This window comes from Sulfitobacter sp. SH24, from assembly GCF_965641895.1.
GTDB classification, from domain to species: domain Bacteria; phylum Pseudomonadota; class Alphaproteobacteria; order Rhodobacterales; family Rhodobacteraceae; genus Sulfitobacter; species Sulfitobacter dubius.
This window is the reverse complement of the sequence record NZ_OZ282575.1, coordinates 1,293,258-1,315,861: the sequence shown is the minus strand read 5'-3', so window position 1 is coordinate 1,315,861 and position 22,604 is coordinate 1,293,258. Positions and strand designations below refer to the sequence as shown.

Annotated in this window: 19 protein-coding genes; 12 read left to right on the top strand and 7 right to left on the bottom strand. The window is 61.1% G+C overall.

Translation table 11 applies throughout. The annotated features are described in order from the left end of the window. The 7 genes from ACSQ16_RS09050 (at position 1) to ligD (ending at position 7,709) form a co-directional block, all read left to right on the top strand. Positions 1 to 801 carry a lytic murein transglycosylase gene (locus ACSQ16_RS09050; RefSeq protein WP_243260870.1) on the top strand — a complete coding sequence of 267 codons (801 nt, stop codon included), beginning with the start codon at positions 1 to 3 and terminating at the stop codon, positions 799 to 801. A 282-nt stretch (positions 802 to 1,083) separates the two neighbouring features. Further along, on the top strand, positions 1,084 to 1,689 hold the full coding sequence (locus tag ACSQ16_RS09045; protein WP_243260871.1) for a hypothetical protein: 606 nt from the start codon (positions 1,084 to 1,086) through the stop codon (positions 1,687 to 1,689). Further along, positions 1,686 to 2,084, top strand: coding sequence for a phage holin family protein (locus tag ACSQ16_RS09040; protein WP_243260872.1), 399 nt, complete (start codon positions 1,686 to 1,688; stop codon positions 2,082 to 2,084). Before ACSQ16_RS09045 ends, ACSQ16_RS09040 begins: the two co-directional genes overlap by 4 nt. After that, positions 2,074 to 3,378 carry a DUF3618 domain-containing protein gene (locus ACSQ16_RS09035; protein ID WP_243260873.1) on the top strand — a complete coding sequence of 435 codons (1,305 nt, stop codon included), beginning with the start codon at positions 2,074 to 2,076 and terminating at the stop codon, positions 3,376 to 3,378. Before ACSQ16_RS09040 ends, ACSQ16_RS09035 begins: the two co-directional genes overlap by 11 nt. A 73-nt stretch (positions 3,379 to 3,451) precedes the next feature. Then, complete coding sequence (locus ACSQ16_RS09030; RefSeq protein WP_243260874.1) at positions 3,452 to 4,399, top strand: YihY/virulence factor BrkB family protein; 948 nt, start codon at positions 3,452 to 3,454, stop codon at positions 4,397 to 4,399. 11 nt (positions 4,400 to 4,410) lie between these two features. Beyond that, positions 4,411 to 5,250 carry a Ku protein gene (locus ACSQ16_RS09025; RefSeq protein WP_317406039.1) on the top strand — a complete coding sequence of 280 codons (840 nt, stop codon included), beginning with the start codon at positions 4,411 to 4,413 and terminating at the stop codon, positions 5,248 to 5,250. After that, entirely contained in the window at positions 5,250 to 7,709 is a 2,460-nt protein-coding gene (ligD, locus tag ACSQ16_RS09020) for a DNA ligase D (RefSeq protein ID WP_317406038.1), read from the top strand. Before ACSQ16_RS09025 ends, ligD begins: the two co-directional genes overlap by 1 nt. A 3-nt stretch (positions 7,710 to 7,712) precedes the next feature. Here ligD and ACSQ16_RS09015 read toward each other — a convergent pair whose 3' ends face one another. The 6 genes from ACSQ16_RS09015 to ACSQ16_RS08990 all read right to left on the bottom strand — a co-directional run bounded on the left by ACSQ16_RS09015 (position 7,713) and on the right by ACSQ16_RS08990 (position 14,521). Further along, positions 7,713 to 8,738 carry a c-type cytochrome gene (locus ACSQ16_RS09015; protein ID WP_317406036.1) on the bottom strand — a complete coding sequence of 342 codons (1,026 nt, stop codon included), beginning with the start codon at positions 8,736 to 8,738 and terminating at the stop codon, positions 7,713 to 7,715. Then, positions 8,735 to 9,310 carry a cytochrome c oxidase assembly protein gene (locus ACSQ16_RS09010; protein ID WP_243260877.1) on the bottom strand — a complete coding sequence of 192 codons (576 nt, stop codon included), beginning with the start codon at positions 9,308 to 9,310 and terminating at the stop codon, positions 8,735 to 8,737. The genes ACSQ16_RS09015 and ACSQ16_RS09010 overlap by 4 nt, the downstream gene beginning before the upstream one ends. Then, complete coding sequence (locus ACSQ16_RS09005; protein ID WP_243260878.1) at positions 9,307 to 9,708, bottom strand: hypothetical protein; 402 nt, start codon at positions 9,706 to 9,708, stop codon at positions 9,307 to 9,309. Before ACSQ16_RS09005 ends, ACSQ16_RS09010 begins: the two co-directional genes overlap by 4 nt. After that, positions 9,705 to 12,269 (bottom strand): cytochrome c oxidase subunit I, encoded by a 2,565-nt coding sequence (ctaD, locus tag ACSQ16_RS09000; RefSeq protein ID WP_243260879.1) that lies wholly within the window; start codon positions 12,267 to 12,269, stop codon positions 9,705 to 9,707. The genes ACSQ16_RS09005 and ctaD overlap by 4 nt, the downstream gene beginning before the upstream one ends. After that, complete coding sequence (gene coxB / locus ACSQ16_RS08995) at positions 12,266 to 13,237, bottom strand: cytochrome c oxidase subunit II (protein ID WP_243260880.1); 972 nt, start codon at positions 13,235 to 13,237, stop codon at positions 12,266 to 12,268. Before coxB ends, ctaD begins: the two co-directional genes overlap by 4 nt. Before the next feature lie 129 nt (positions 13,238 to 13,366). Next, positions 13,367 to 14,521, bottom strand: coding sequence for a trans-sulfuration enzyme family protein (locus tag ACSQ16_RS08990; protein WP_243260881.1), 1,155 nt, complete (start codon positions 14,519 to 14,521; stop codon positions 13,367 to 13,369). 169 nt (positions 14,522 to 14,690) lie between these two features. Between ACSQ16_RS08990 and ACSQ16_RS08985 the strand changes: the two genes are divergently transcribed. From ACSQ16_RS08985 to ACSQ16_RS08970, 4 genes are all read left to right on the top strand, one after another. After that, on the top strand, positions 14,691 to 15,902 hold the full coding sequence (locus tag ACSQ16_RS08985; protein WP_243260882.1) for a bifunctional alpha/beta hydrolase/OsmC family protein: 1,212 nt from the start codon (positions 14,691 to 14,693) through the stop codon (positions 15,900 to 15,902). A gap of 271 nt (positions 15,903 to 16,173) precedes the next feature. Further along, the gene (gene purB / locus ACSQ16_RS08980) at positions 16,174 to 17,478 is read left to right on the top strand and encodes an adenylosuccinate lyase (RefSeq protein ID WP_243260883.1); all 1,305 of its coding nucleotides are present in this window, start codon (positions 16,174 to 16,176) and stop codon (positions 17,476 to 17,478) included. Positions 17,479 to 17,552: 74 nt separating this feature from the next. Continuing rightward, positions 17,553 to 17,711, top strand: coding sequence for a hypothetical protein (locus tag ACSQ16_RS08975; protein WP_243260884.1), 159 nt, complete (start codon positions 17,553 to 17,555; stop codon positions 17,709 to 17,711). A gap of 173 nt (positions 17,712 to 17,884) precedes the next feature. Then, complete coding sequence (locus ACSQ16_RS08970; RefSeq protein WP_243260885.1) at positions 17,885 to 18,796, top strand: lysophospholipid acyltransferase family protein; 912 nt, start codon at positions 17,885 to 17,887, stop codon at positions 18,794 to 18,796. Positions 18,797 to 18,822: 26 nt separating this feature from the next. On the opposite strand, the gene ACSQ16_RS08965 is transcribed toward ACSQ16_RS08970, so the two are convergent. After that, positions 18,823 to 19,533, bottom strand: coding sequence for a DUF1223 domain-containing protein (locus ACSQ16_RS08965; RefSeq protein WP_243260886.1), 711 nt, complete (start codon positions 19,531 to 19,533; stop codon positions 18,823 to 18,825). Positions 19,534 to 19,786: 253 nt separating this feature from the next. Between ACSQ16_RS08965 and acnA the strand changes: the two genes are divergently transcribed. Next, a complete protein-coding gene (gene acnA / locus ACSQ16_RS08960; protein ID WP_243260887.1) occupies positions 19,787 to 22,561 on the top strand; it encodes an aconitate hydratase AcnA in 2,775 nt (924 codons plus the stop codon). The last annotated feature ends 43 nt before the right edge of the window (positions 22,562 to 22,604 follow it).

Below are 22,604 nucleotides of genomic sequence, written 5' to 3'. Positions count from 1 at the left end.
ATGTTCAGAACACTTTTCACCACCACCGCGGCCATCTGCACGTTCGTGGCCGCGCCTACTTTGGCCGCGCAATGCGGCAATACGGCCAATGGATTTGAAGCTTGGAAAGGTGCCTTTGCCCAAGAGGCCCGCGCCGCTGGTGTCGGCCAGCCCGGCCTAAACGCTTTGGCAAGTGCGCGCTATGCCAACGGCACGATCGCCGCAGACCGCAATCAGAAATCGTTCAAATATTCTCTGTCCAAGTTCATGCAAGTGCGCGGCGCAGATACGATTGTGGCCCAGGGCCGCAAACGTAAAGCGCGCAATGCCGGTTTCTATAGCTCGCTAGAACAGCGCTACGGCGTGCCCGCGGGCGTTCTTTTGGCGATCCATGGGATGGAGACGGGCTTTGGCGGTTTCATGGGCGATAGTGCTGTCGTCTCGGCCATCACGACGCTGGCCTATGACTGCCGCCGCTCTGACTTTTTCGTACCCCATGCGATCGGCGCGCTGAAACTGGTGGATCGGGGCGCTATCACGCCAAACACCAAAGGCGCGAAACATGGTGAGTTGGGCCACACGCAGTTTCTGCCCGGCAACGCATTGAACTACGGCGTGGACGGCAGCGGCGACGGCCGCGTGGATTTCTATAGCGAAGCGGATGCCATCGCCTCCACCGCCAACTTCCTGCGCCAAAAAGGCTGGCAGCCCGGCGCCGGATATCAAGAAGGCCAACCGAATTTCCGCGTCATTCAGGCGTGGAACGCAGCGGGCGTTTATCAAAAGGCCATCGCCATCATGGCCAGCCGCATCGACGGCTGAACTTCTTAAAATTTGTTAAGCAGCGGCGCGTCCTGATGGGGCGCGCCGCTTGCGTTTATGGCCTCCGCCTTGGTTCTGCCCTCGTTTAATCGCCGCATGCCAAAGGGTTCCCAGCTTTCTTTTGAAGCCCTCGCGGAACTGCCCGCAGCGTCAGTCGTTGGTCTGTAGATTAGATAATCGACGCAGACGAATGGAGAGACCCATGCACGGAATTTTCTACCTTATCGGCCTGATCGTGGTCGTTCTCGCGATCCTGAATCTCGTATTTTAATGGAGGTCACCATGCCCGAAGACAAGAATACACAGACCCAAACTGCTGCCGTTAAAGAGCAGGCCGCCGCTGCAAAAGACAAAGCTGCCGCCGCCGCGAGCAGCGCCGCAGAATCCGCCAAGGCACAGGCCCGCGACGTGGCCGACACCGTTTCTGCCGAAGCGACCAACTATGCCTACCAAGCCCGCGACACCGCTGCCGACGAAGTCAAAAGCGTGTCCTCTGCCCTGCGCACGGCTGCCGATGAACTGCGCAGCGGCTCCCCGCAAGAACGCAGCTTTAGCCAGCTTGCGGATGGTTTAGCCGACGTGTCGGAAACGATGCGTGACAAAGACCTGGGCGAAGTCGTCGACGACCTGAATGGCTTTGCCAAGCGTAATCCGCTGACCTTCCTTGGTGGTGCTGCGCTGCTTGGCTTTGTTGCTACCCGCTTTGCCAAAGCGTCCGGTTCGCGCCCCAGCGGTGGCTATGGCGGTTCAGGCGTCGAATATGACGATGACGACCGTATTGATCCGCCCATGCCCGGAACGCCGCCGACCGGTGCAGCCAGCACCGTTCCCGGCCGCACTGCCACGCAACCTGCCGCGCCCCACGTCGTAACAGGAGAGAAAGCATGACCACTGAAAGCAATAAATCCGCCGGGAGCCTTCTGACCGAAGCGCTTTCCCATGTCAGTTCACTGATGCGCAAGGAAGTCGATCTGGCCCGCGCGGAAGTGAATGAAAACCTGAAGCATGCGGGCGTGGCCATTGGTCTGATCGTTGGTGCTGTGGTTGTGGCGCTGACCGCGCTTAACGTTCTCAGCGCCGCACTGGTGGCCGCATTGACCGAAGCAGGCATCGCCGCTGGCTGGTCGGCTGTGATTGTCGGCGTTCTGCTCGCCATCGTCGCTTACGTGATGGTCCAGAAAGGCACCAATGATCTGAAGTTGAACAGCCTTGCACCAACCCGCACCGCCAAAAACGTCAAGCGTGACGCACAGACCATGAAGGAGGTTTACGATGACAAATGACTCCAGAAACCCCGAAGAAATTGAACGCGAAATCGAACACGAGCGTGCCGGTTTGGCCAGTACGCTAGACGACCTTCAGGACCGTTTCTCGATCGAAGGCATTGCCCGCCAGTTCTCAGACCAGTTCCGCGAACATGGCAGCGATTGGGGTCGGTCCGTCTCAGATGCGGCCAAGCGTAACCCGGTGGCTTTGGCCCTAACGGGTGCAGGCCTCGCATGGATGATGTTCGGCAGCGGGAACAAACGTGACAGCCGTAGCTATGAGGGGCTCGACCGGGATCGTGCGCATCCTGTGCCCGTCCCTGTCACCAACACGCAAAACCGTCCCGCTGTGCGCGACGCACACCGCTCGACAGCCCCGGCAAGCGCATATGCGTCCAACTACGGCGCCGACCGTGGCGCTAGCGATAACGTCCCTGCATGGGCGCGCGATGTGCACCACGATGACGACGATGGCCGTGGCCTAGGCGACCGTGCCCGCTCTGCCGCTGGCAGCGTAAAAGGGGCCGCGGGCTCTGCGGTGAGCGGCGTTTCGGGGGCCGCAGGTTCCGCTGCAAGTGGCGTATCCAGCGCCGCAAGCTCTGCTGCGGGTGGCGTAAAAGGCGCCGCTAGTTCAGCCGCCGGTCGGGCCCGCTCTGCTGGATCGTCTGTTGCCAGCGGTGCACGCTATGCACGCGACCGCGCGGCATACGGCGCAAGTTCGGCAGTCGACAGCGTGCGCAACACCGCCAGCGGCGCCGTACACAGTGTTCGTGACAGTGCAAACGCCGCGAATGAACGTGCCCATGCCCTGCGTGACCGTCTGTCCGAAGGAACCGAGCATATGAGCGCCGAAGCACGTGAACGGATCGTCATGGCCCGTGCCGCCGCAGTTGACGCTTGGAACGCCAGTGGCCGCTATGCCCGACAGGGCAGCGAACGCGCCTCGGACCTCTTCGAAGAGCATCCCTTTGTCGCCGGTGCACTTGCGTTGGCCGTAGGAGCCGCGATCGGCGCCGCCCTGCCCCGTAGCCGCACCGAAGACGCCTATATGGGCGAACACAGTGACGCGCTCTTTAACGAAGCCGAGCGTATCTATTCGGAAGAGCGTGAGAAACTAGGCAAAGTTGCCAAGGCTGCGACTGACGAAGCTGGCAAGGTTTTGAGAGAGACCAAAGATAATGCCGATGCTGCAGCCGATGAAGACACCGCAGCCGATGCGGCAGTCAAGAAAGCCAAGCAGAGCGGCCAGCGCGTCGCTGACGCTGCCAAAAGCGAAGCCGACAAGCAAAAGCTCGGCGACGTCAACAGCTGACCTACCCAACGGCCCGTCCCCACAAATGGGGGCGGGCATTTTTTAGATATTATCAACAGACAGAGGTTTACCTATGGCGCGCGGACGTGGAGCGGAAACGCCGATGGAGATACCGGCCCCCGGGTGGAAAGACATCCTGCTGCGGGTCAAGGACGAAATCGCGACGGACCACGTGTCGCTGGTTGCTGCTGGCGTGGCATTCTACGCGTTATTGGCGATTTTTCCTGCTGTCACCGCCCTCATGGCGCTCGCCGGTCTGGTGATGGAACCTGCCGAGGTGACTGCGCAACTTGAAACGCTTATCAACCTCATCCCCGAAGAAGCGGCCAACATCATTCTAGATCAGGCCGTCGCCGTCACCGGTTCTGAAGAGACCGGCCTTGGCTGGGCTTTCCTGATTGGCCTGGGCCTTGCCCTATACTCTGCTTCCAAAGGTGTAGGCAGCCTGATGGAAGGGCTGAATGTCGCCTATGACGAAAATGAAACCCGCGGGTTCGTCGCGAAATTGATCTGGACACTGGGTCTTACCCTTATGTTAATCGGCGTGCTGCTTCTGGGCCTCGGCGCGACATTGGCAGTACCAGCTATCGTGGCCTTCCTCGCTCTGCCGGGTTGGTTCGAGACGCTGCTTACTTACGGCAGTTGGGTGTTGCTCGCCGCACTTACGACGCTCGCCTTGGCCGTGCTTTACCGCTATGGCCCCGCCCGCGACAATGCCGAATGGAAATGGCTCACCCCCGGCTCTGTCATCGCCTGCATCCTGTGGATCGTCGCATCGGTCGGTTTTTCGATGTACGTCAGCAACTTTGGCAGCTACAACGAAAGCTTTGGCAGCATGGCCGGGGCGATCATCCTGCTGATGTGGCTCTGGATTTCGGCATTCATCGTGCTCTTGGGCGCAGAGTTCAATTCCGAGATGGAAGCCCAGACCCGCAAAGACAGCACCACCGGACCGGATGAACCGATGGGCCAGCGCGATGCGGTCAAGGCAGACCGGCTGGGCCGCGCCAAGGGTAAGTAGGAGAAAAGATCATGGCACCGCGCGCACTTTGGAAGGGTCAGCTTCGCCTCTCATTGGTGTCGATCCCGGTCGAGATATTCTCGGCCACCAAGACAAGTTCCAAGGTGTCCTTTCGGCAGATCCACAAACCCTCCGGCAAACGCGTGCGCTATGAGAAATCCGTGCCCGGCATCGGCCCGGTAAAGGCCGAGGATATCGTCAAAGGCTATGAGGTCGGCAGTGACGAATATATCCTGCTCGATCCTGACGAGGTCGATGAGATCAAACTGGAGACGAAAAAGACCTTTGAGTTGGTGCAATTCGTCGACGCCTGCGAAATCTCTCCGCTCTATTTCGACAAACCCTATTACATCACAGCCTCTGACGATCTGGCACAAGACGCCTACCGCGTGGTGCGCGACGCGCTGCGGCAGGCGGGCAAAGTGGGGCTGGGTCAGGTCACCATGCGTGGCAAGGAATACCTTGCCTGCGTCAAACCCTGCGGCGACGGGCTGTTGATGGAGACGCTGCACTACGCCGATGAACTGCGCGAGGCGGATGAGATTTTCACTGATATCGAAGATGATGAGACCGACAAGGAGTTGCTTGAGGTCGCCACCTCCCTCATCGACAAGAAGACCGCACCCTTCGATGCCTCTGCCTATACCGACAAATATGCCGAGGCGATGCAAAAGCTGTTGGATGCGAAGGTGAAGAACAAAAAGACCCCGCGCGTGCAGACCGGCGATGATGGCCCTGCTGAGGGCGAGAACGTCATCGACCTGATGAGCGCGCTGAAAGAGAGCCTGAAAGAAGCGGGCGGCGCGAAATCCAGCGCCAAGAAAAAGGCACCGCGTAAAAAGGCTTCGTAATGGCCAAATCCCCCGACAGGCTCGCCAGCTACAATGCCAAACGCGATTTCGAGGCGACCGCAGAACCGCGCGGCCAAATCGGCAGTGGTGCGGGGCAGAGTTTCGTCGTTCAGAAACACGATGCCACCCGCCTGCACTATGACTTTCGCCTTGAATGGGAAGGGGTGCTGCTGAGTTGGGCAGTCACCAAAGGCCCCTCGCCCGACCCCTCGGAAAAGCGCCTCGCCGTGCGGACAGAGGATCATCCGCTTGACTATGGCGGCTTTGAGGGGACGATCCCCAAGGGCCAATATGGCGGCGGCACGGTGATGCTTTGGGACCGTGGCACTTGGATGCCACAGGGCGATGTCGCCAAGGGGCTGAAAGACGGCAAGCTCAAGTTCACGCTGCAAGGCCAGCAGATGCAGGGCGGTTGGACGCTGGTGCGGATGCGGGGCGGCGAAAAGCGGGAGAATTGGCTGCTGATCAAGGAGCGCGATGACTATGCCCGAGATCAGCCCGACGGCCTGACCAAGGGCACCGCCCGGTCGATCACCACGGGTCGCACCATGGCCGAGATCGCCAAGGACGCCCCCGCGAAAAAACTGGCTGACCCAAGCCCCAAACGCAAAGGCAAACGCCCGGCCTTCGTCAAACCACAACTCGCCACCCTCGTCAGCGATGCGCCAGAGGGCGAGAATTGGATGCATGAAACCAAGTTCGACGGCTACCGCTGTCTTGTCTCCCTCGGCAAGGGCGGTGCGCGGCTCTACACCCGCTCAGGCAAGGATTGGACCGAGAAGTTCAACGGGCTGGCTCATGCTTTTGACGCTCTGCCCTGCGACCGTGCCCTCCTAGATGGAGAGGTCATGGCAGCCAAGATCAAAGGTTCGGCATTCTCATCGTTGCAGCGGGCGCTGAAAGAGGGGCATCCGCTGGTTTTCTACGCCTTCGATCTGTTGTCGCTTAATGGTGAGGATTTCCGCGACACAGCACAAGACGACCGCCGCGCACGGCTGGCCAAACTGCTTTCTGGCCTCCCCGCAGGCGGACCGCTGCGGCTGAGCGAGCATGTGGTCGGCCACGGCCCCGAAGTGTTCAAACGTGCCTGTGAAGCCGGAGCGGAAGGGATCATCAGCAAGCGCATCGACGCGCCCTACTCTGGCAGACGCAGCAAGAACTGGCTCAAGATCAAATGCACCCGGCGGCAGGAGTTTGTCATCATCGGCTATTCCCCTTCTGACAAAAAAGGCCGCGCCTTTGCTTCACTGCTGCTCGGCAGCCAAGAGGGGGGAGAGTTGCGCTACAAGGGGCGCGTCGGCACGGGGTTCTCCGAAGAGATGATGAATGACCTTGCCCGCGCCATGACCGCCCGCAAGACCCCGCCCGCGCGGGACGTTCCGCCTGAAGTCGCCCGCGATGCGAAATGGGTCCGCGCTGATCTAGTGGCGGAGGTGGATTTCACCGAGTTCACCGCCGACGGCGTGATCCGGCACGGCAGTTTTCTGGGCCTGCGCCACGATAAGGACGCGACCCAAGTGACCGTGGAAGAACCGCAAGAGGAGCCGCAGAGGGCCGATGACAGCAAGGTTGGCGGCGTTCAGATCAGCAATGCCAACCGCAAAGTTTTCCCGGATGCGGGCTGCACCAAGGGCGATGTGGCGCGACACTACGAGCGTGTCGGTCCGCGCATGATTGACCTCATGGGCCACCGTCCGCTGTCGCTGTTCCGCTGCCCTTCGGGGATCGACGGACAGTGCTTCTTTCAAAAGCACGACAGCGGCGGGATGCCCGATGCGCTGTCGCGGGTTTCAATCGAAGAAAGCGACGGCGACGCGGCGGACTACCTCTATGCCACACGGCCCGACAGCCTGATCGCGGCGGCGCAGATGGGCTGCATTGAGTATCACATCTGGGGCGCGCGGGTGGATCGCTTGGACCGCCCTGACCGGCTGGTCTTTGACCTCGACCCCGATGAGGGGCTGGATTGGCCCGATGTGCGCGCTGCGGCTTTCGAGGTACGCGATGCGCTGACGGCTCTGGGCCTGCAATCGGGGGCCATCGTCACTGGCGGCAAGGGCGTGCATGTCTGGCTGGCCTTGCGCCGAACACGCGGCTGGGACACGGTCAAGCTTTTCTCAAAAACCTTCGCCCATGTCATGGCCGCCCAAAACCCTGACCGCTATGTCGCGACCATGTCCAAGGCCAAGCGCAAGGGCCGCATTTTCATCGACTGGTTGCGCAACGAACGCGGCGCCACGGCCATCGCGCCCTACTCTCTCCGCGCCCGCCCCGGCGCGCCGGTGGCCGTGCCAGTGACTTGGGAGGAATTAGAGAAACTCGACAGCGCCAATGGTTTCCGCGTGGGCGATATGGCTGCGCAGCTGGATCAGCCCTGCCCGGCGATGGCGGTGCAAAACGATCTGCAAGCGCTGACCGATGGGGTGATCGAGAAATTGCAGACATGGTCTGAGGGCTAAGGGCTACTCAGTCGGAAGCCCCGCGAAGTAGTCCGCCAAGGCTGCGATATCCGCGCCACTTAAATCCTGCGCGGCCTTGCGCATCAGATGCGCCCTCTCCCCCCCACCGCGATGACCGTCACGCCATAGTCTGAGTTGCCCCGCCAGATAGTTGCGGCTTTGCCCGGTCAGCAGCGGCGCGATGGGCGCATCGGCCTGCCGTCCCGGCCCGTGACAAACGGTGCAGGCGGGCACGTCACCAGTGCCACGTTGCGCCAGCAGCGCGCCGGGGGTTGTGGCCTCAGGCGCAGGTTCAGACTGCCGCCGCGGACCTTTGGAAGAACCGAACTGCTGCGCCAGCGTGGCGATCTCGCTGTCGCTCAGCGCCATCGCCGCCTCTCGCATGATCCCGCTGGGCCGCTGACCGCCACGGTACTGTCGCAGCGCCTCGGCGATCTGGCCGGGGGTAAGCAGATCAAGGCGCGGGATATGGCTGTTGCCACTTTCACCACCTTCGCCATGGCATTGTGCACAGCTCGCCCGCCCGCGCCCTTCGCCTGCCAGCGCCACCTGCCCCGCCCCATCGGGCAGCGCGTTCAAGTAGGCCACGACCGACCAAACCTCATCGTCGCGATCTTTGGCAGGCCAATGCGGCATGCCGGTCATTTTTACGCCCTCATTGACGATCCAAAACATCTCTCCCGGTGTCCAACCGGTAATGCTGCTGACATGCGGCGGCGTCGGTTCCATCGCCTGAGCCGTGGCGCTTTGCGGCTGGCCGGGCAGCGCGTGGCAGAAGGCGCAGGCGTTTCTGAAATGCAACGCGCCGAGCTTCACCCGATCTGGCGAGCCTAGATCATCTGGCACCTCGTCTGGCCCCGGCGCCCGCAGTTTGACCGACTGTTTAAAAGTCGTGTGCATCAACCATGTCACCCCCCATATATGCCCCTCGCGGGCCGAGACATTGTAAAGCCCGATCGCGACGACAGAAACTGCCAACACGGCACCAGTTGCCGCTACTGCGGCGAGGGTCTGGATCACCCGTTTCATGCCATTTCCCTTTTGTCTTGCAGCGCCTTAGCGACCAGCGCCAATCCTGCGACCAGATAAATCGGCGTGCCGATCCCCAGCATCAATAGCCCACCCAACTGCTGCGCATCCAAATCCGGCGCACGGCCACAGATCGCAGCATAAAGATCGCGTGGGGCAAGGATAATCAACGCCCCCAACAGCGTCATATGCATGGAGGTCAGCAGCAGCCCGCCTGCTCCGGCCAGCGACTCCCCACGCAGACATCCGGCCCAGACCAGCAGTCCGGCCAGCGCAAAACTTAGCTGTTCAAGCACCAGCCCCGGCCAGCCGCCATCGGCCCAGCCGTGCAATGCGGGCAAATGCCAGCCCCAGACGACGACGAACTCAACCACCGCGCCCAAAAGCGGCGACAGGGCGAAAATCGCTGTGACCTTTGGAAAACCCAGCACCAGCAGCGGCGCCACCACAGCCACCAGCCCCATATGCCGCAGCATGTGATGCGGAAAATCCGCGCCGAGCCATTGCCCCAGAGGCAAAATCCAGAGCACAGCCAGCAGCGCCAGCCCGGCATATCCCAGCCCTACCCTCATCCGCAGCTGCCGATCAGCAGCACAGGCAGCGATACATAGACCACTCCGATGAAAGAGATTACCGCCAGCAAAAACGCCGCGTGACCAAGGAATTGATGCCGGTCTTCGCTTGTTCCCGCGTCATTCTCCCACTCGCGGTCGCGGGGCATATCCCATTGCCGCCATGCGCCCCACGCCAGCCAAAGGATCAGCGCCAGCGCAATCAACGTGCCGATCCCAATGCCCAGCCGCAGCAGCGCCACCGCCCCGGCCCCGCCCTTGGCACAGACGACAGCTGCCGTCCCATAAGACACCGTGAAATGCACCGCCCAGATCAATGGGCTGAAGGTGATCCGCCACAGGCTCAGCGCCTCGGCGCGAAACTCATGGGCGTCTTGTTCGTCGCGAATGTCGCTCATGACAGCCACCCCGGTGCAAGCCCCAGGATCGCGGCGGTCACCACCACTTTTACGGCCATGAAATGCCAATAAAGTGTGACATTGCGCAGATCGGCATCATAGCGCGGAGTCAGCTTGCCAAAAACGCTCGCGGCCAAGCAATAGCCCTGCATCAACACACCCACGCTTAGATGCGCCCCCAACCACACCATCAGCGCCCAGAGAATTGCCGGGTAAACATGAGAGGTCGGGTCCAGATCACGAACGGCGGTCCAAGCGGCCACACCCGCCACAGCCGCGGCCAATGGTGCCAAGACCAGCGCGGCGCGGGCCAATCCCAGCTTTCCGCGCATATTCGCTTCGCGTGCCGCGAGCGTCAGCGCCCATGCTGCCACACCCGCCAGCGCTGCCACCCCGACCCAAAGGCCCAGAGGGTGCAGTGCCCCCTCGGGCGGGAAATCAGACCGTGCGGTCCAGTAGAAGAAGAACCCGAAAACCACACTGGCAAAGGCCGTGGCATCACCCAACATGGTGATCCACATGGCCCACCAACCGACAGAATCCGGGCCAGACGCATAGGTCGGCAGGCGCAGGCTCAGCCCCGCATCGCGCATCTCTTCCTTCGGAGGGCGGGCGGTGGTGGTCCAGAGCCAATACATGATGCAGACGATGGCAAAGGCCCCGCAGATGATGGCAGGTGTGTAGATGTGAAAGGTGGGAAAGATGAACGCCCCGCCGGTGAAACCAGCAGCAAGGATGGTGATCCACGCAGGCCCGGTGACACGCTGCACATGCACAGGCTTGGCGTCGATCACGCTGGTCACAATGGTCTCGCGCTGATGATCTGGCGCATCGGGCAGATAGTAGCGGCCCGCGTCCATTCGGTTGACCAATTGCGGCTGATCCCACAACGGATAGCGCGAGGTGACATGTGGGACAGAGCGCACGCCCCACGCCTCCTCTGGCACCTCATGGGAAAACTCAAGCGTGCCCGCACCCCAAGGGTTTCGAGGGATCCGGCCTTGGGCCTTTTTCGGGCGCAGCAAATCATACAGGAACACCCCAAAACCCGCCGCAATGATGAAAGCCCCCAATGTTGAGATCAGGTTCAGCCAACCCCAACCGGAACTTTCGGGGTAGGTAAACACCCGGCGCGGCATCCCCATCAACCCGGTCAGGTGCATTGGCAGAAAGGTGATGTTGAAGCCCGAGAAGATCAGCCAGAAGGCCCAGAGGCCCAGCCGCTCGCTCAGCAGTTTCTTGGCAATGAAAGGATAGAAATAATAGACCCCCGCAATCACCGGGAAAACCATGCCGCCAAAAAGCGTGTAATGCAGATGTGCTACGATGAAGTAGGTATCATGCACCTGCCAGTTGAACGGCACGATCGCCAGCATAACCCCCGTTAGACCGCCCGCGACGAAGATCGCCAAGGCCCCCGCGATCCAGAGCATCGGCAGTGTCAACTTCACCCGCCCCACCATCAGCGTGGCGACAAAGGCGAAGATTTGGATGCCCGTGGGGATCACGACCGCCTCAGACGCCGCTGAGAAGAACCCTAGTGAAATCTGCGGCAGCCCGGTGGTGAACATGTGGTGCACCCAGAGCCCGAAGCTGAGGAACCCGGTGCCAACAGCGCTCAACACGATCCACGAATAGCCCACGATGGGCCGCTGCGCGACGGTCGGCACAATCATCGCGGCGATGGCAATGGAGGGCAGGAAGACGATATAGACCTCCGGATGCCCGAAAATCCAAAACAGATGCTGCCACAGGATTGGATCGCCCCCACGTGTCGGATCGAAGAACGGCCAGTCAAAGGACCGCTCCAGCTCGAAGAGGAAATCCCCGGCGATAAGCGGCGGGAAGGCGAACAGGATCATACCCCCCACAACCAGCACATACCACGCATAGAGCGGCATGATGTTAACGCGCATCCCCGGCGGACGGCATTTCAGCGCACCGACGATTAACTCAACCGCTGCCGCGATAGAGGCGACTTCGATGAAGCTCAGCCCCAAAAGCCAGACATCGGGGCCGATCCCCTCTTCTTTGGTGGCCAGCGGCGGGTACATGAACCAGCCCGCCTTGGGGCCGGAATCGAACAGAAGCGAGCCCAGCACAAAGCAGCCACCGATCAGAAAACACCAATATCCGTAAGCAGATAGCCGGGGAAACGGCATGTCCCGAGCACCGAGGAAGGCGGGCAGCAGCAGGATCGAGATTGCCTCGAACATCGGCACGGCAAAGAGAAACATCATCGCCGAGCCGTGCATGGTGAAGAACTGGTTAAACCGGTCCGCGTCCAAAAAGGTCATGTCCGGAAAGGCCAGTTGCACCCGCATCAAGAGCGCCAGCACCCCTGCGATCAGCATGAAGGCCAGCGCCGTCAGCGCATACCACTTGCCCACTTCAGAGTTATTGACGGCGGTGACATAGCGCCAGCCTTGCGGCGTCTTCCACGCTGCGCGCAACTCCTCGGCGCCGCGCTGCTGCTCGGCCTGCGATACCGGTTCGGCCAAGGCCGCCTCGCTTGGCGGATATGGCCCTTCGGCCACGGGAAGCGTTGCGGGTTTTGTCATGTCAGCCCCTTGAGATAAGCGACCAGCGCGCGCAGGTCTTCGGGCGCAATATGGTCATAGCTTGGCATGGCCACCTCGGGTTTCAGGCTTTCGGTATGCGCGATGAACCGGGCGAAATCTTCTTCGCTGCCGTTCAGAATGCCAGCACCGATGCTTTTGCGACTGCCGACATGGGTCAAATCCGGCCCCACCTGCCCCACCGCCGGTGTGCCGCGCACGCTATGGCAAGCGCCGCAGCCCTCGCGGGCAAAGACCTGCGCCCCACGAACGGCCTCTCCACTGGCGGGCGCGGTGGCTGCTTCGGCCTCAGCCGTCAACCATTCGGCAAAGTCTTCGGGGTGCATTACCACCGTTTCAAACGCCATCAGCGCATGGGACGCACCGCAGAATTCAGCGCATTGACCCCGGTAAACGCCCGGCTCCTCAGGGAAGAACGACAGATAGGTTTCGCGCCCCGGGATCATATCAACTTTGCCGCCAAGGGCGGGCACCCAGAAGGCATGGATCACCTTATGCGCGTTCAGCACCAACCCGGTGCGCCGCCCCGTAGGCAGCCGCAACTCATTGGCCGAGGTCACGCGGCTGCCATCGGGCAATTCATAATCCACCCGCCACCACCATTGTTCTGCAGTGATGTGGACCTTGAGACCCGGATCGGCCTCGCGTTGTGGTTTCATCATCGGCAGGCTGTAGGTCAAAAGCGCCCCCAGCAGGATGACCGGAAAGATCACCCCGCCGCCGACGATCAGCATCTCCCCCCAACGGCGCGGCATCTCGCGCGGCTCCACGCGGGTCACATAGACAAAAATTGCTGCCAGCAGCAGCCAAAGCAGAACCGCGCCGCCGAACATCACCCAGATGAGCGACAGCACGTCTTGCGCATCGCGCCCGGCGGGGCTCAACACCGATTGCTGGCCTTCGCAGGCCGATAGAGCCAGAAAGCTTAGGCAGATCAGCATCAGGCGCATGGTGTTGGCTCCGTCATCCTGCTTGCACATCGGTCAAGGTTTCACGTCAGAGTGGCACAGGCCGCATCGTGGGAACAGGGCCGCCCTGTGCGAATTTGACCCTCAAAGGACGGCTGCCAGCCCACCCGTCTATTGACCGAGCGCTTGGCCCAGATCGGCACCAAGGTCGTCGACATCCTCGATCCCGACCGACAGTCGCAGCAGCCCTTCGGGGATCCCGGTGTGGGGCTCGATGGTGTGGCGATGCTCAACAAGGCTTTCCACCCCGCCAAGCGAAGTCGCCCGGTGGAAAAGCTGCAACCGCCCCGCCGCTTTAAGCGCCGCCTCGGCCCCGCCCTTGACGACAAAGGACAACAACCCGCCATAGCCTCCGCTCATCTGCTGCGCAGCAAGGGCGTGGCCGGGATGGTCTGGCAGACCCGGATACATCACCTGTTCGACCTGCGGATGATCCGCCAAAAACTCCGCCAATGTCATGGCATTGCGAGACATCTCGCGCATCCTGAGCGGTAGGGTCCGCATGCCGCGCGCCAGCAACCATGCCTCCATCGGGCCGATTACCGCGCCTGCCTCATTCCGGTCATCGCGGATCATCTGCCAGCGTGCCGCGCCTGCGTCATTGGTGGCCAAGGAACCAGCCAATACGTCAGAATGGCCGTTGATCCCCTTGGTCGCCGAATGCATCACGATATCCGCACCATGCTCCAGCGGATGGCTCAGCACGGGCGAGGCCGCCGTGCTGTCGACCACCAGTGTCGCGCCCACCTCATGCGCGGCGGCGGCGGCCCCGGCGATATCGGTGATCCGCAGCCACGGGTTCGAGGGCGTCTCTATCAAACACAGGTCAGGCTTTTCGGCGCGGCACAGGGCGGCGAAGGCGTCAAGATTGCTCGCATCCACCTCATGCAACGCAATTTGCCGACGGGTGCAGAAATCGCGGATCCATTTGGTTGTGCCCCAGTAAATCTGGCTTTGCACCACCACGCTCGCGCCATTGGGCACGGTGCGGAAAACCGCCGCGATGGCCGCCATGCCGGAGGGAAAGATCAGCGTCTCTTCGGCCCCTTCGAGCGCATTCAGGATACGCTCCGCCACGCGGGTATTTTCGTTATGCGAACGCAGATAGACGTTATCGGGATTCACCAGCGCGTAGTTCTCATCGCGCAGATAGGTGGTGGCGAATTGCACTGGCGGCACAACCCCGCCGGACGCAGGATCAATGGCCCCGGCGGCTTGGGCCGCGATGGTGGCAGGGTGCAGATTTGGTTTGGGGGGCTGGGCCAAGGTTGTTCTCCGACAGGTGTTTTAAAAGAGTGGTATACAAAGCAACAACCCGGAGCAAATGCGATCACGCGCAATGCTTTCGCGTCACGGTTGGGTGAGCAGACGGCCGCAGCCCTTGATCAAACGGTAGAAAATGTCACCTTTGACGCAACCCATTCAGGAGCGCCATATGGCCACCGAACGCATAACCTTCCCCGGCCCCGATGGCACGGAACTCGCCGCACGGCTGGACCTGCCCGACGGGCCGCATCTGGCAACCGCGCTTTTTGCGCATTGTTTCACCTGCGGCAAAGATATCCCCGCCGCGCGGCGCATCGCCGGGCGTCTGGCGGCGATGGGCATTGCCGTGCTGCGCTTTGATTTCACCGGATTGGGCCATTCGGGGGGCGAGTTTGAGAACACATCGTTTTCCTCAAATGTTGATGATCTGATCGCCGCTTGTAGCTATCTTTCCAGCCGCGACATGGCCCCGGCGCTGCTGATCGGCCACTCGCTGGGCGGGGCGGCCGTGTTGAAAGCCGCAGCGCAGCTGGCCCATGTCAAAGCGGTCGCCACGCTCGGCGCGCCCTTCGATCCGGCCCATGTCACCCATAATTTCGCCGAGAGCCTGCCTAAGATTTCGGCCAACGGCAGCGCTGAGGTCAACCTTGGCGGGCGGCCTTTCACCATCAGTCAGGGCTTTATCGACGATGTGCAGGGCGCCTCCCTCGCCCCTGATATCGGCAAGCTGAAAGCCGCGCTGCTGGTGCTCCACGCCCCGCGCGATGAGATTGTGAGCATCGACAACGCGGGCCAGATTTTTCTGGCCGCGAAACATCCCAAAAGCTTTGTCACGCTGGACGATGCCGACCACCTCATCACCCGCGCGGGCGATGCCGAATATGCGGCAGAGATCATCGCCACATGGGCGGATCGCTATATGACACTGAAATCCCCCGCCCCGCCCCCCGGCGCGCCGGAGGGGATCGTGCGTGTTACCGAGGCCGACGCCAATGGGTTCTTGCAAGACGTGAACGCAGGCCCCCACCACCACGCGCTGGCGGATGAACCACTGGCCTATGGCGGCACCAATCGCGGCATGTCGCCCTATGGGTTTTTGTCCGCAGGCTTAGGCGCTTGCACGTCGATGACGATCCGCATGTATGCCCGGCGCAAGGGATGGCCGCTGACGGGGGTGAGCGTCGATGTTTGCCACGACAAGGTGCATGCGCAGGATGCGGGCACCGGGGCTGCGGAGAAGATTGACACGTGGCGGCGGCGTATCCGGTTAGAAGGGGATTTGAGCGAGGAGCAGCGCCAGCGGTTGTTGGAGATCGCGGATAAATGCCCGGTGCATCGGACGTTGGAGCGGAGTTCGACGGTGGTGACGGAACTCCTCTAGGTACGATGACTTGACCACCCCAGCCCGGAATCAAGCCGCAGGCGCCGGTCCAGCGTCTGCCCGCCCGGACGGGTAGGCGATTTGGAGAGACTGGGCGTAACCTCGCGAGCGCACATCATGGTTGAGCCATAAAGTGGCGCCGACTTACCTATGATCACCGACCCGCCGGTAGGCGATGGCCCTCGTCACCCTCACCACCCCAGACTTGTCCTTAACCCCAAGTCAGTCTATGCCGCCCCTGACCCATCCCCTGTCCTAAAAAGGTGCGCGCATGATCCCCCGCTACTCCCGTCCCGATATGGTTGCCGTCTGGTCGCCGGAAACGAAATTCCGCATCTGGTTCGAGATCGAGGCCCATGCCTGCGACGCGATGGCCGATCTGGGCACCATCCCGCGCGAGAATGCCGACGCCGTGTGGAAAGCCAAAGACGTTGAATTCGACGTGGCCCGTATCGACGAGATCGAAGCTGTCACCAAACATGACGTCATCGCCTTCCTCACGCACCTCGCCGAACATGTCGGCAGCGATGAGGCGCGTTTCGTGCATCAGGGCATGACCTCGTCGGACGTGCTCGATACCTGCTTCAACGTACAACTGACCCGCGCCGCTGATCTGCTGCTGGTCGGCATGGACAAGCTGCTCGCCGCGCTGAAGAAACGCGCGCTTGAGCATAAAGACACCGTCCGCGTGGGCCGCAGCCACGGCATCCACGCCGAGCCGACAACCATGGGCCTCACCTTTGCCCGCTTCTATGCCGAGATGGACCGCAACCGCGCCCGCCTCGTCGCCGCGCGTGAGGAAATCGCCACCGGCGCGATCTCGGGCGCTGTCGGCACTTTCGCCAATATCGACCCGCGCGTCGAAGAGCATGTCTGCGAGAAACTGGGCCTCAACCCCGAGCCGATCTCGACCCAGGTCATCCCGCGCGACCGTCACGCGATGTTCTTTGCCACCCTCGGCGTCATTGCCAGCAGCATCGAAAACGTGGCGATTGAAATTCGCCATATGCAGCGCACCGAAGTACTGGAAGGCGCGGAATTCTTCTCCATGGGGCAAAAAGGCTCCTCGGCCATGCCGCACAAAAAGAACCCGGTGCTGACCGAGAACCTCACCGGGCTTGCCCGTCTGGTGCGCATGGCCGTGGTTCCGGCGATGGAGAACGTAGCACTTTGGCACGAACGCGACATCTCGCACTCCTCCGTTGAGCGTGGCATCGGGCCTGACGCGACTGTCACGCTGGACTTTGCCCTGCACCGTCTGGCTGGCGTGATCGACAAAATGCTGATTTTTCCCGAGAACATGCTGGACAACATGAACAAATTCCCCGGCTTGGTCATGAGCCAGCGGGTGCTTCTGGCCCTGACCCAAGCGGGCGTGAGCCGCGAGGATGCCTATTCCATGGTGCAGCGCAATGCCCTGAAAGTCTGGGAAGAACGCCTCGATTTCCGCGAATTGCTGCTGGCCGACAAAGAGGTCGTCGCGGCCCTTGGCGAAGACGGCATCAACGAGAAATTCGACATGGGCTATCACACCAAACATGTCGACACGATCTTCAAGCGCGTCTTTGGCGACTGATCTGAGAATCGTAACGCTTTGAGATTGGCGCAGACGGGTGTATCCTGTCTGCGCCTGTCAAAGGAGCAAACGACATGAAACTCGCACTGACACTCGGCGCCCTCATGGCGCTTTCGGCCCCCTCCCTCGCCCTTGCATCGGGCTGCGTCCATGACAAACAGGTCATGACCTGCGCCGAGGGAATGAAACTCGACATCAGCAGTGGCACCTGCGTGCCGGACGCCACCGCCTAAGGCTCTGGCCTTTTGCGCCTGCTTCACACTGTCTGATCCGGCCTTTGCTGGCCGGTGCTTGTGCCTTGTTGCACGGGTCGCACCGGCTGACCCCGGCCTACGCCCATGCCATGGCTTGTTGCGCAAGCCTGCTCAGGCTATGTCAGGAAAAGTTTAACAGCCTGTCAGAGCACATGTCAGACCAACCCAAACAAAAGAAAAAGCGTCCCTATTCCTTTGGTCGCCGCGCGCGGCACTACCTAAGCAATCTGCTGATCGTGGGAATTATTCGCACCGCTTTAGCTCTGCCTTATAAGACTCGGCTCAGCTTTGTCGGCAGCTTGGTGCAGCATATCTTGGCACCGCTTGCAGGCTACCGTCGTCGCGCGCTCAATAACCTTGAGCATGTCTGGCCCGAAATGCCCCTTGCCCGTCGCGAGGAAATCGCGACGCGCTGCCTCAACAACCTCGGCCGATCCTTTATCGAAAACTACTCGGCCGATGACTTCCCCAAACGCATGGCCGAGGCCGAGCCACGTGGCCCGGGCATGGCAGCGCTGGAAGAGGCCAATCACACCGGCCAGCCGGTGATCCTTGTGACAGGGCATTACGGCAATTACGAAGCGGCTCGGGCGTCCCTCGTGGCGCGGGGCTATGACATCGGCGGGCTTTATCGAGAGATGAAGAACCCTTATTTCAACGCCCATTACGTCAAGACACTCGAAGCCTTCGGCGGGCCGGTGTTTCCGCAGGGGCGGCGCGGCACGGCAGGTTTTGTGCGGCATCTGAAACAGGGTGGTCGGCTGGTGCTGCTGTTTGACCAGCATGTCATCCACGCGCCGATCCTAGATTTCATCGGCAAACCCGCCCGCACCGCGGTTTCTGCCGCGGAGCTGGCGTTGCGCTATGACGCGCTGTTGATCCCCTTTTACGGCATTCGCCAAGACGACGGGGTAAGCTTTGACGTGGTGCTAGAGGCGCCCGTGCCACATAGCGATCCGATGACCATGACGCAGGCGCTGAACGACAGTCTGACCGCGCAGATCACCAAAACGCCCGAACAGTGGTTTTGGGTTCACCGCCGCTGGCGACCTCACGAAAAGTAACGCAAAAATTGAGCCGCGCTTCGGCCCTATCTGCTGCGTGCTGCCGCTAGAATCGCCCCCGGACCGCCCGGTTCTTGCTGCTGGATGATCACCACAACAGGTAAATCGCCCTCGGCTTTTGCCGTGAGTGATAGCGGTGTCGAGCCGTCCCATTTGGCCAAAACCTGCCAACCTTGAACAACGTTGCTGTGTTCCATGACATGGCCTGCATTCTCGCCTCGGGTGACCTTGGTCCGTTCCATTGGCGAATAGCGCAGCATGTGAACTTGCATCAGGCCAGAGGGCTGGGCCAAGGGCTCCGCCTTGATCTGTACAGCATCGCCGGAATGCTCAATGTTCAACGCAATGCTGGGCGCAACCTCTGCATGTTTTTCGACCGCATCCATCAATTTCATCGGCTTGGCACCGACGATATCGGTCTGCCCCTGCACGATCAGTTCAGGCGTGAAAATGCTGCGCCGCCGCCCCACGGCGGCATACCCGCGCTGTCGCTCGGCATGCAATGCGTCGCCAAACGGGTCTTTCCAGCCAATGTAATCCCAATAATCCACATGCAGCGCCAGCGCGATAATATCGTCGCGCCCCGCAATTTCGGCCAGCATTGCATCGGCAGCAGGACAGGATGAACAGCCCTGAGAGGTAAAGAGTTCAACGACCACAGGCTGATCCTGCTGAGCCTGCAAAGGAGCGGCCAGCAGCGACAGCGCGGCGAGAACGGGATAAATCAGCGGCTTCATAAAATTCCAGACGGATAAAAAATTCGAGGTGATGGCCAAGGTTTATCCTTCGCCATCGTAAAACGCTAATCAACCTTTGTTGAAACGCCCGTTAGCGCCCTCATCACATTACCAATAGGCCTCCCCCTTCAAATTCGGTACACAATGGTATACAAAATTGTCCGAACCCGCTTGATAACAGTTGAACCGCCGCGCCTCTAGTGGCATTGAGACGTCAATCTAGCCACCCATCAGACCCCGAAGGGAGCCCGCCATGACAATCCAAGTCGGTCACGATAGTGCCAAGACACGCAAGACCCTCTCCGTTGGCAGCCAGAACATCGCCTACTATTCCATTCCTGCTGCCGAGGCTGCGGGCTTGGGCGATTTCTCCAAATTGCCAGCGGCGCTGAAAGTCGTTCTGGAAAACATGCTGCGTTTCGAGGACGGCAAGACCGTCACCGTGGACGACATCAAGGCATTTGCCGAATGGGCGACCAAAGGCGGCAAGAACCCGCGTGAAATCGCTTACCGCCCTGCCCGCGTGCTGATGCAGGACTTCACTGGCGTGCCGGCGGTCGTTGACCTTGCCGCGATGCGCGATGGTCTGGTGGCGCTTGGCGGCGACGCCGACAAAATCAATCCACTGAACCCCGTTGATCTGGTCATCGACCACTCGGTCATGATCGACGAATTCGGCAACCCGCGCGCCTTCCAGATGAACGTCGACCGCGAATATGAGCGCAACATCGAGCGTTACACATTCCTCAAGTGGGGCCAAAAGGCGTTTAACAACTTCCGCGTTGTGCCCCCCGGTACCGGCATCTGCCACCAAGTGAACCTTGAGTATCTCAGCCAGACCGTTTGGACCGACAAAGACCAAAACGGCGAGGAAGTCGCCTACCCCGACACGCTCGTCGGCACCGACAGCCACACCACCATGGTCAACGGCGCTGCCGTTCTGGGTTGGGGCGTTGGCGGGATCGAAGCCGAAGCCGCGATGCTGGGGCAGCCGATCTCTATGTTGATCCCCGAAGTCATCGGCTTTGAGCTGACAGGCCGCATGATGGAAGGCACCACCGGCACCGACCTCGTGTTGAAAGTCGTGGAAATGCTGCGCGAAAAAGGCGTGGTGAGCAAATTCGTCGAATTCTACGGCGAAGGTCTGGATCACCTGCCGCTGGCGGACCGGGCAACCATCGCCAACATGGCCCCCGAATACGGTGCCACCTGTGGGTTCTTCCCAATCGACGATGAGACCCTGCGTTACCTGACCAACACAGGCCGCGACAAGGATCGTGTTGCGCTGGTCAAAGCTTATGCCCAAGAGAACGGCATGTGGCGCGATGCGGATTATGCACCGGTCTACACCGACACGCTGTCGCTCGACATGGGCACCATCGTGCCTGCGATCTCCGGCCCGAAACGCCCGCAGGATTACATCGCCCTCGACAGTGCGCACACCGCATTTGGCGAATACGTCAAAGGCATCCGCGAAGGCAAAGACACCTCCGCGAACTCGGAAATCCGTTGGGAAGGCGAAGGCGGCCAGCCCGAGCCGCGCGACATCCCCGGTGACGAAGGCCACCACAACCGCGGCTATGTCGCCACTGAAGATGGCAACTACCAGCTGCATGACGGCTCCATCGTGATCGCCTCGATCACGTCCTGCACCAACACCTCGAACCCCTATGTCATGATCGGCGCGGGCCTCGTGGCACGCAAAGCGCGTGAATTGGGCCTGACCCGCAAGCCTTGGGTCAAGACATCGCTGGCCCCAGGCTCGCAGGTCGTGTCGCATTATCTTGAGGCCGCTGGCCTGCAAGAAGACCTAGATGCGATCGGCTTCAACCTCGTGGGCTACGGCTGCACCACCTGCATCGGCAACTCCGGCCCGCTGGAAGCGCCAATCAGCAAGGCGATCAACGACTACGATCTGATCGGCACCTCGGTCCTCTCGGGCAACCGTAACTTCGAAGGCCGCATCAGCCCCGACGTGCGCGCCAACTACCTCGCCTCCCCGCCCCTCGTGGTGGCCTATGCGCTGGTGGGTGACATGAACCACGACCTGACAAACAGCCCGCTGGGTCAGGACAAGAACGGCAACGACGTCTACCTCAGAGACATCTGGCCCTCGACGCAGGAAGTCGCTGAACTGGTCGAACAGACCGTGACGCGCGAAGCCTTCCAAGAGAAATACGCCGATGTCTTCAAAGGCGACGAAAAGTGGCAGTCGGTCGAAACCACGGACAGCAAGACCTACGACTGGCCGCCAACCTCGACCTACGTGCAAAACCCGCCCTACTTCCAAGGCATGTCGCCAGAGCCGGGCGTGATCTCAAACATCGACGGCGCGAAAGTGCTGGCGGTGCTGGGTGACATGATCACCACCGACCACATCTCGCCTGCCGGTTCCTTTAAGGAAACCACCCCTGCGGGTCAGTACCTGACAGAGCGTCAGGTGCCGGTGCGGGAGTTCAACTCCTACGGTTCGCGTCGCGGTAACCACGAGGTCATGATGCGCGGCACCTTCGCCAACATCCGCATCAAGAACGAGATGCTGGACGGCGTTGAGGGCGGTTACACCAAGGGCCCCGATGGTCAGCAGACCTCGATCTTTGATGCCGCCATGGCGCATCAGGAGAACGGCACGCCGCTGGTGATCTTCGGTGGTGAACAGTACGGCGCGGGTTCTTCGCGTGACTGGGCTGCCAAAGGCACTGCCCTGCTGGGCGTGAAAGCCGTGATCGCCGAGAGCTTTGAGCGCATCCACCGCTCCAACCTCGTTGGCATGGGCGTCATCCCGTTTGAGTTCACCGGCGGCGACACCCGCAAATCGCTGGGCCTGACCGGCGAAGAAACCGTGTCGATCAGCGGGTTGGACACGATCAAGCCGCTGCAGGAAGTGCCTTGCACGATCACAATGGCCGATGGCAGCACCAAAGAGATCACGCTGAAGTGCCGCATCGATACCGCGATTGAGATCGAATACATCGAACACGGCGGCGTGCTGCACTACGTGCTGCGCAACTTGGCGAAATCGGCCTAAGCGCCGGACACCGCATCGCGGTTAAGATTGGGGGAGCGGCCTG

What these genes read in the sequence shown, in the direction of transcription:
- ACSQ16_RS09005 (WP_243260878.1), bottom strand. Translation starts at nt 9,708, where the DNA reads ATGAGCGACATTCGCGACGAACAAGACGCCCATGAGTTTCGCGCCGAG.
- ACSQ16_RS08970 (WP_243260885.1), top strand. Translation starts at nt 17,885, where the DNA reads ATGTCAGACCAACCCAAACAAAAGAAAAAGCGTCCCTATTCCTTTGGT.
- purB (WP_243260883.1), top strand. Translation starts at nt 16,174, where the DNA reads ATGATCCCCCGCTACTCCCGTCCCGATATGGTTGCCGTCTGGTCGCCG.
- acnA (WP_243260887.1), top strand. Translation starts at nt 19,787, where the DNA reads ATGACAATCCAAGTCGGTCACGATAGTGCCAAGACACGCAAGACCCTC.
- ACSQ16_RS09050 (WP_243260870.1), top strand. Translation starts at nt 1, where the DNA reads ATGTTCAGAACACTTTTCACCACCACCGCGGCCATCTGCACGTTCGTG.
- ctaD (WP_243260879.1), bottom strand. Translation starts at nt 12,269, where the DNA reads ATGACAAAACCCGCAACGCTTCCCGTGGCCGAAGGGCCATATCCGCCA.
- coxB (WP_243260880.1), bottom strand. Translation starts at nt 13,237, where the DNA reads ATGCGCCTGATGCTGATCTGCCTAAGCTTTCTGGCTCTATCGGCCTGC.
- ACSQ16_RS08985 (WP_243260882.1), top strand. Translation starts at nt 14,691, where the DNA reads ATGGCCACCGAACGCATAACCTTCCCCGGCCCCGATGGCACGGAACTC.
- ACSQ16_RS08965 (WP_243260886.1), bottom strand. Translation starts at nt 19,533, where the DNA reads ATGAAGCCGCTGATTTATCCCGTTCTCGCCGCGCTGTCGCTGCTGGCC.
- ACSQ16_RS09015 (WP_317406036.1), bottom strand. Translation starts at nt 8,738, where the DNA reads ATGAAACGGGTGATCCAGACCCTCGCCGCAGTAGCGGCAACTGGTGCC.
- ACSQ16_RS09040 (WP_243260872.1), top strand. Translation starts at nt 1,686, where the DNA reads ATGACCACTGAAAGCAATAAATCCGCCGGGAGCCTTCTGACCGAAGCG.
- ligD (WP_317406038.1), top strand. Translation starts at nt 5,250, where the DNA reads ATGGCCAAATCCCCCGACAGGCTCGCCAGCTACAATGCCAAACGCGAT.
- ACSQ16_RS09030 (WP_243260874.1), top strand. Translation starts at nt 3,452, where the DNA reads ATGGCGCGCGGACGTGGAGCGGAAACGCCGATGGAGATACCGGCCCCC.
- ACSQ16_RS09025 (WP_317406039.1), top strand. Translation starts at nt 4,411, where the DNA reads ATGGCACCGCGCGCACTTTGGAAGGGTCAGCTTCGCCTCTCATTGGTG.
- ACSQ16_RS09035 (WP_243260873.1), top strand. Translation starts at nt 2,074, where the DNA reads ATGACAAATGACTCCAGAAACCCCGAAGAAATTGAACGCGAAATCGAA.
- ACSQ16_RS09010 (WP_243260877.1), bottom strand. Translation starts at nt 9,310, where the DNA reads ATGAGGGTAGGGCTGGGATATGCCGGGCTGGCGCTGCTGGCTGTGCTC.
- ACSQ16_RS08975 (WP_243260884.1), top strand. Translation starts at nt 17,553, where the DNA reads ATGAAACTCGCACTGACACTCGGCGCCCTCATGGCGCTTTCGGCCCCC.
- ACSQ16_RS09045 (WP_243260871.1), top strand. Translation starts at nt 1,084, where the DNA reads ATGCCCGAAGACAAGAATACACAGACCCAAACTGCTGCCGTTAAAGAG.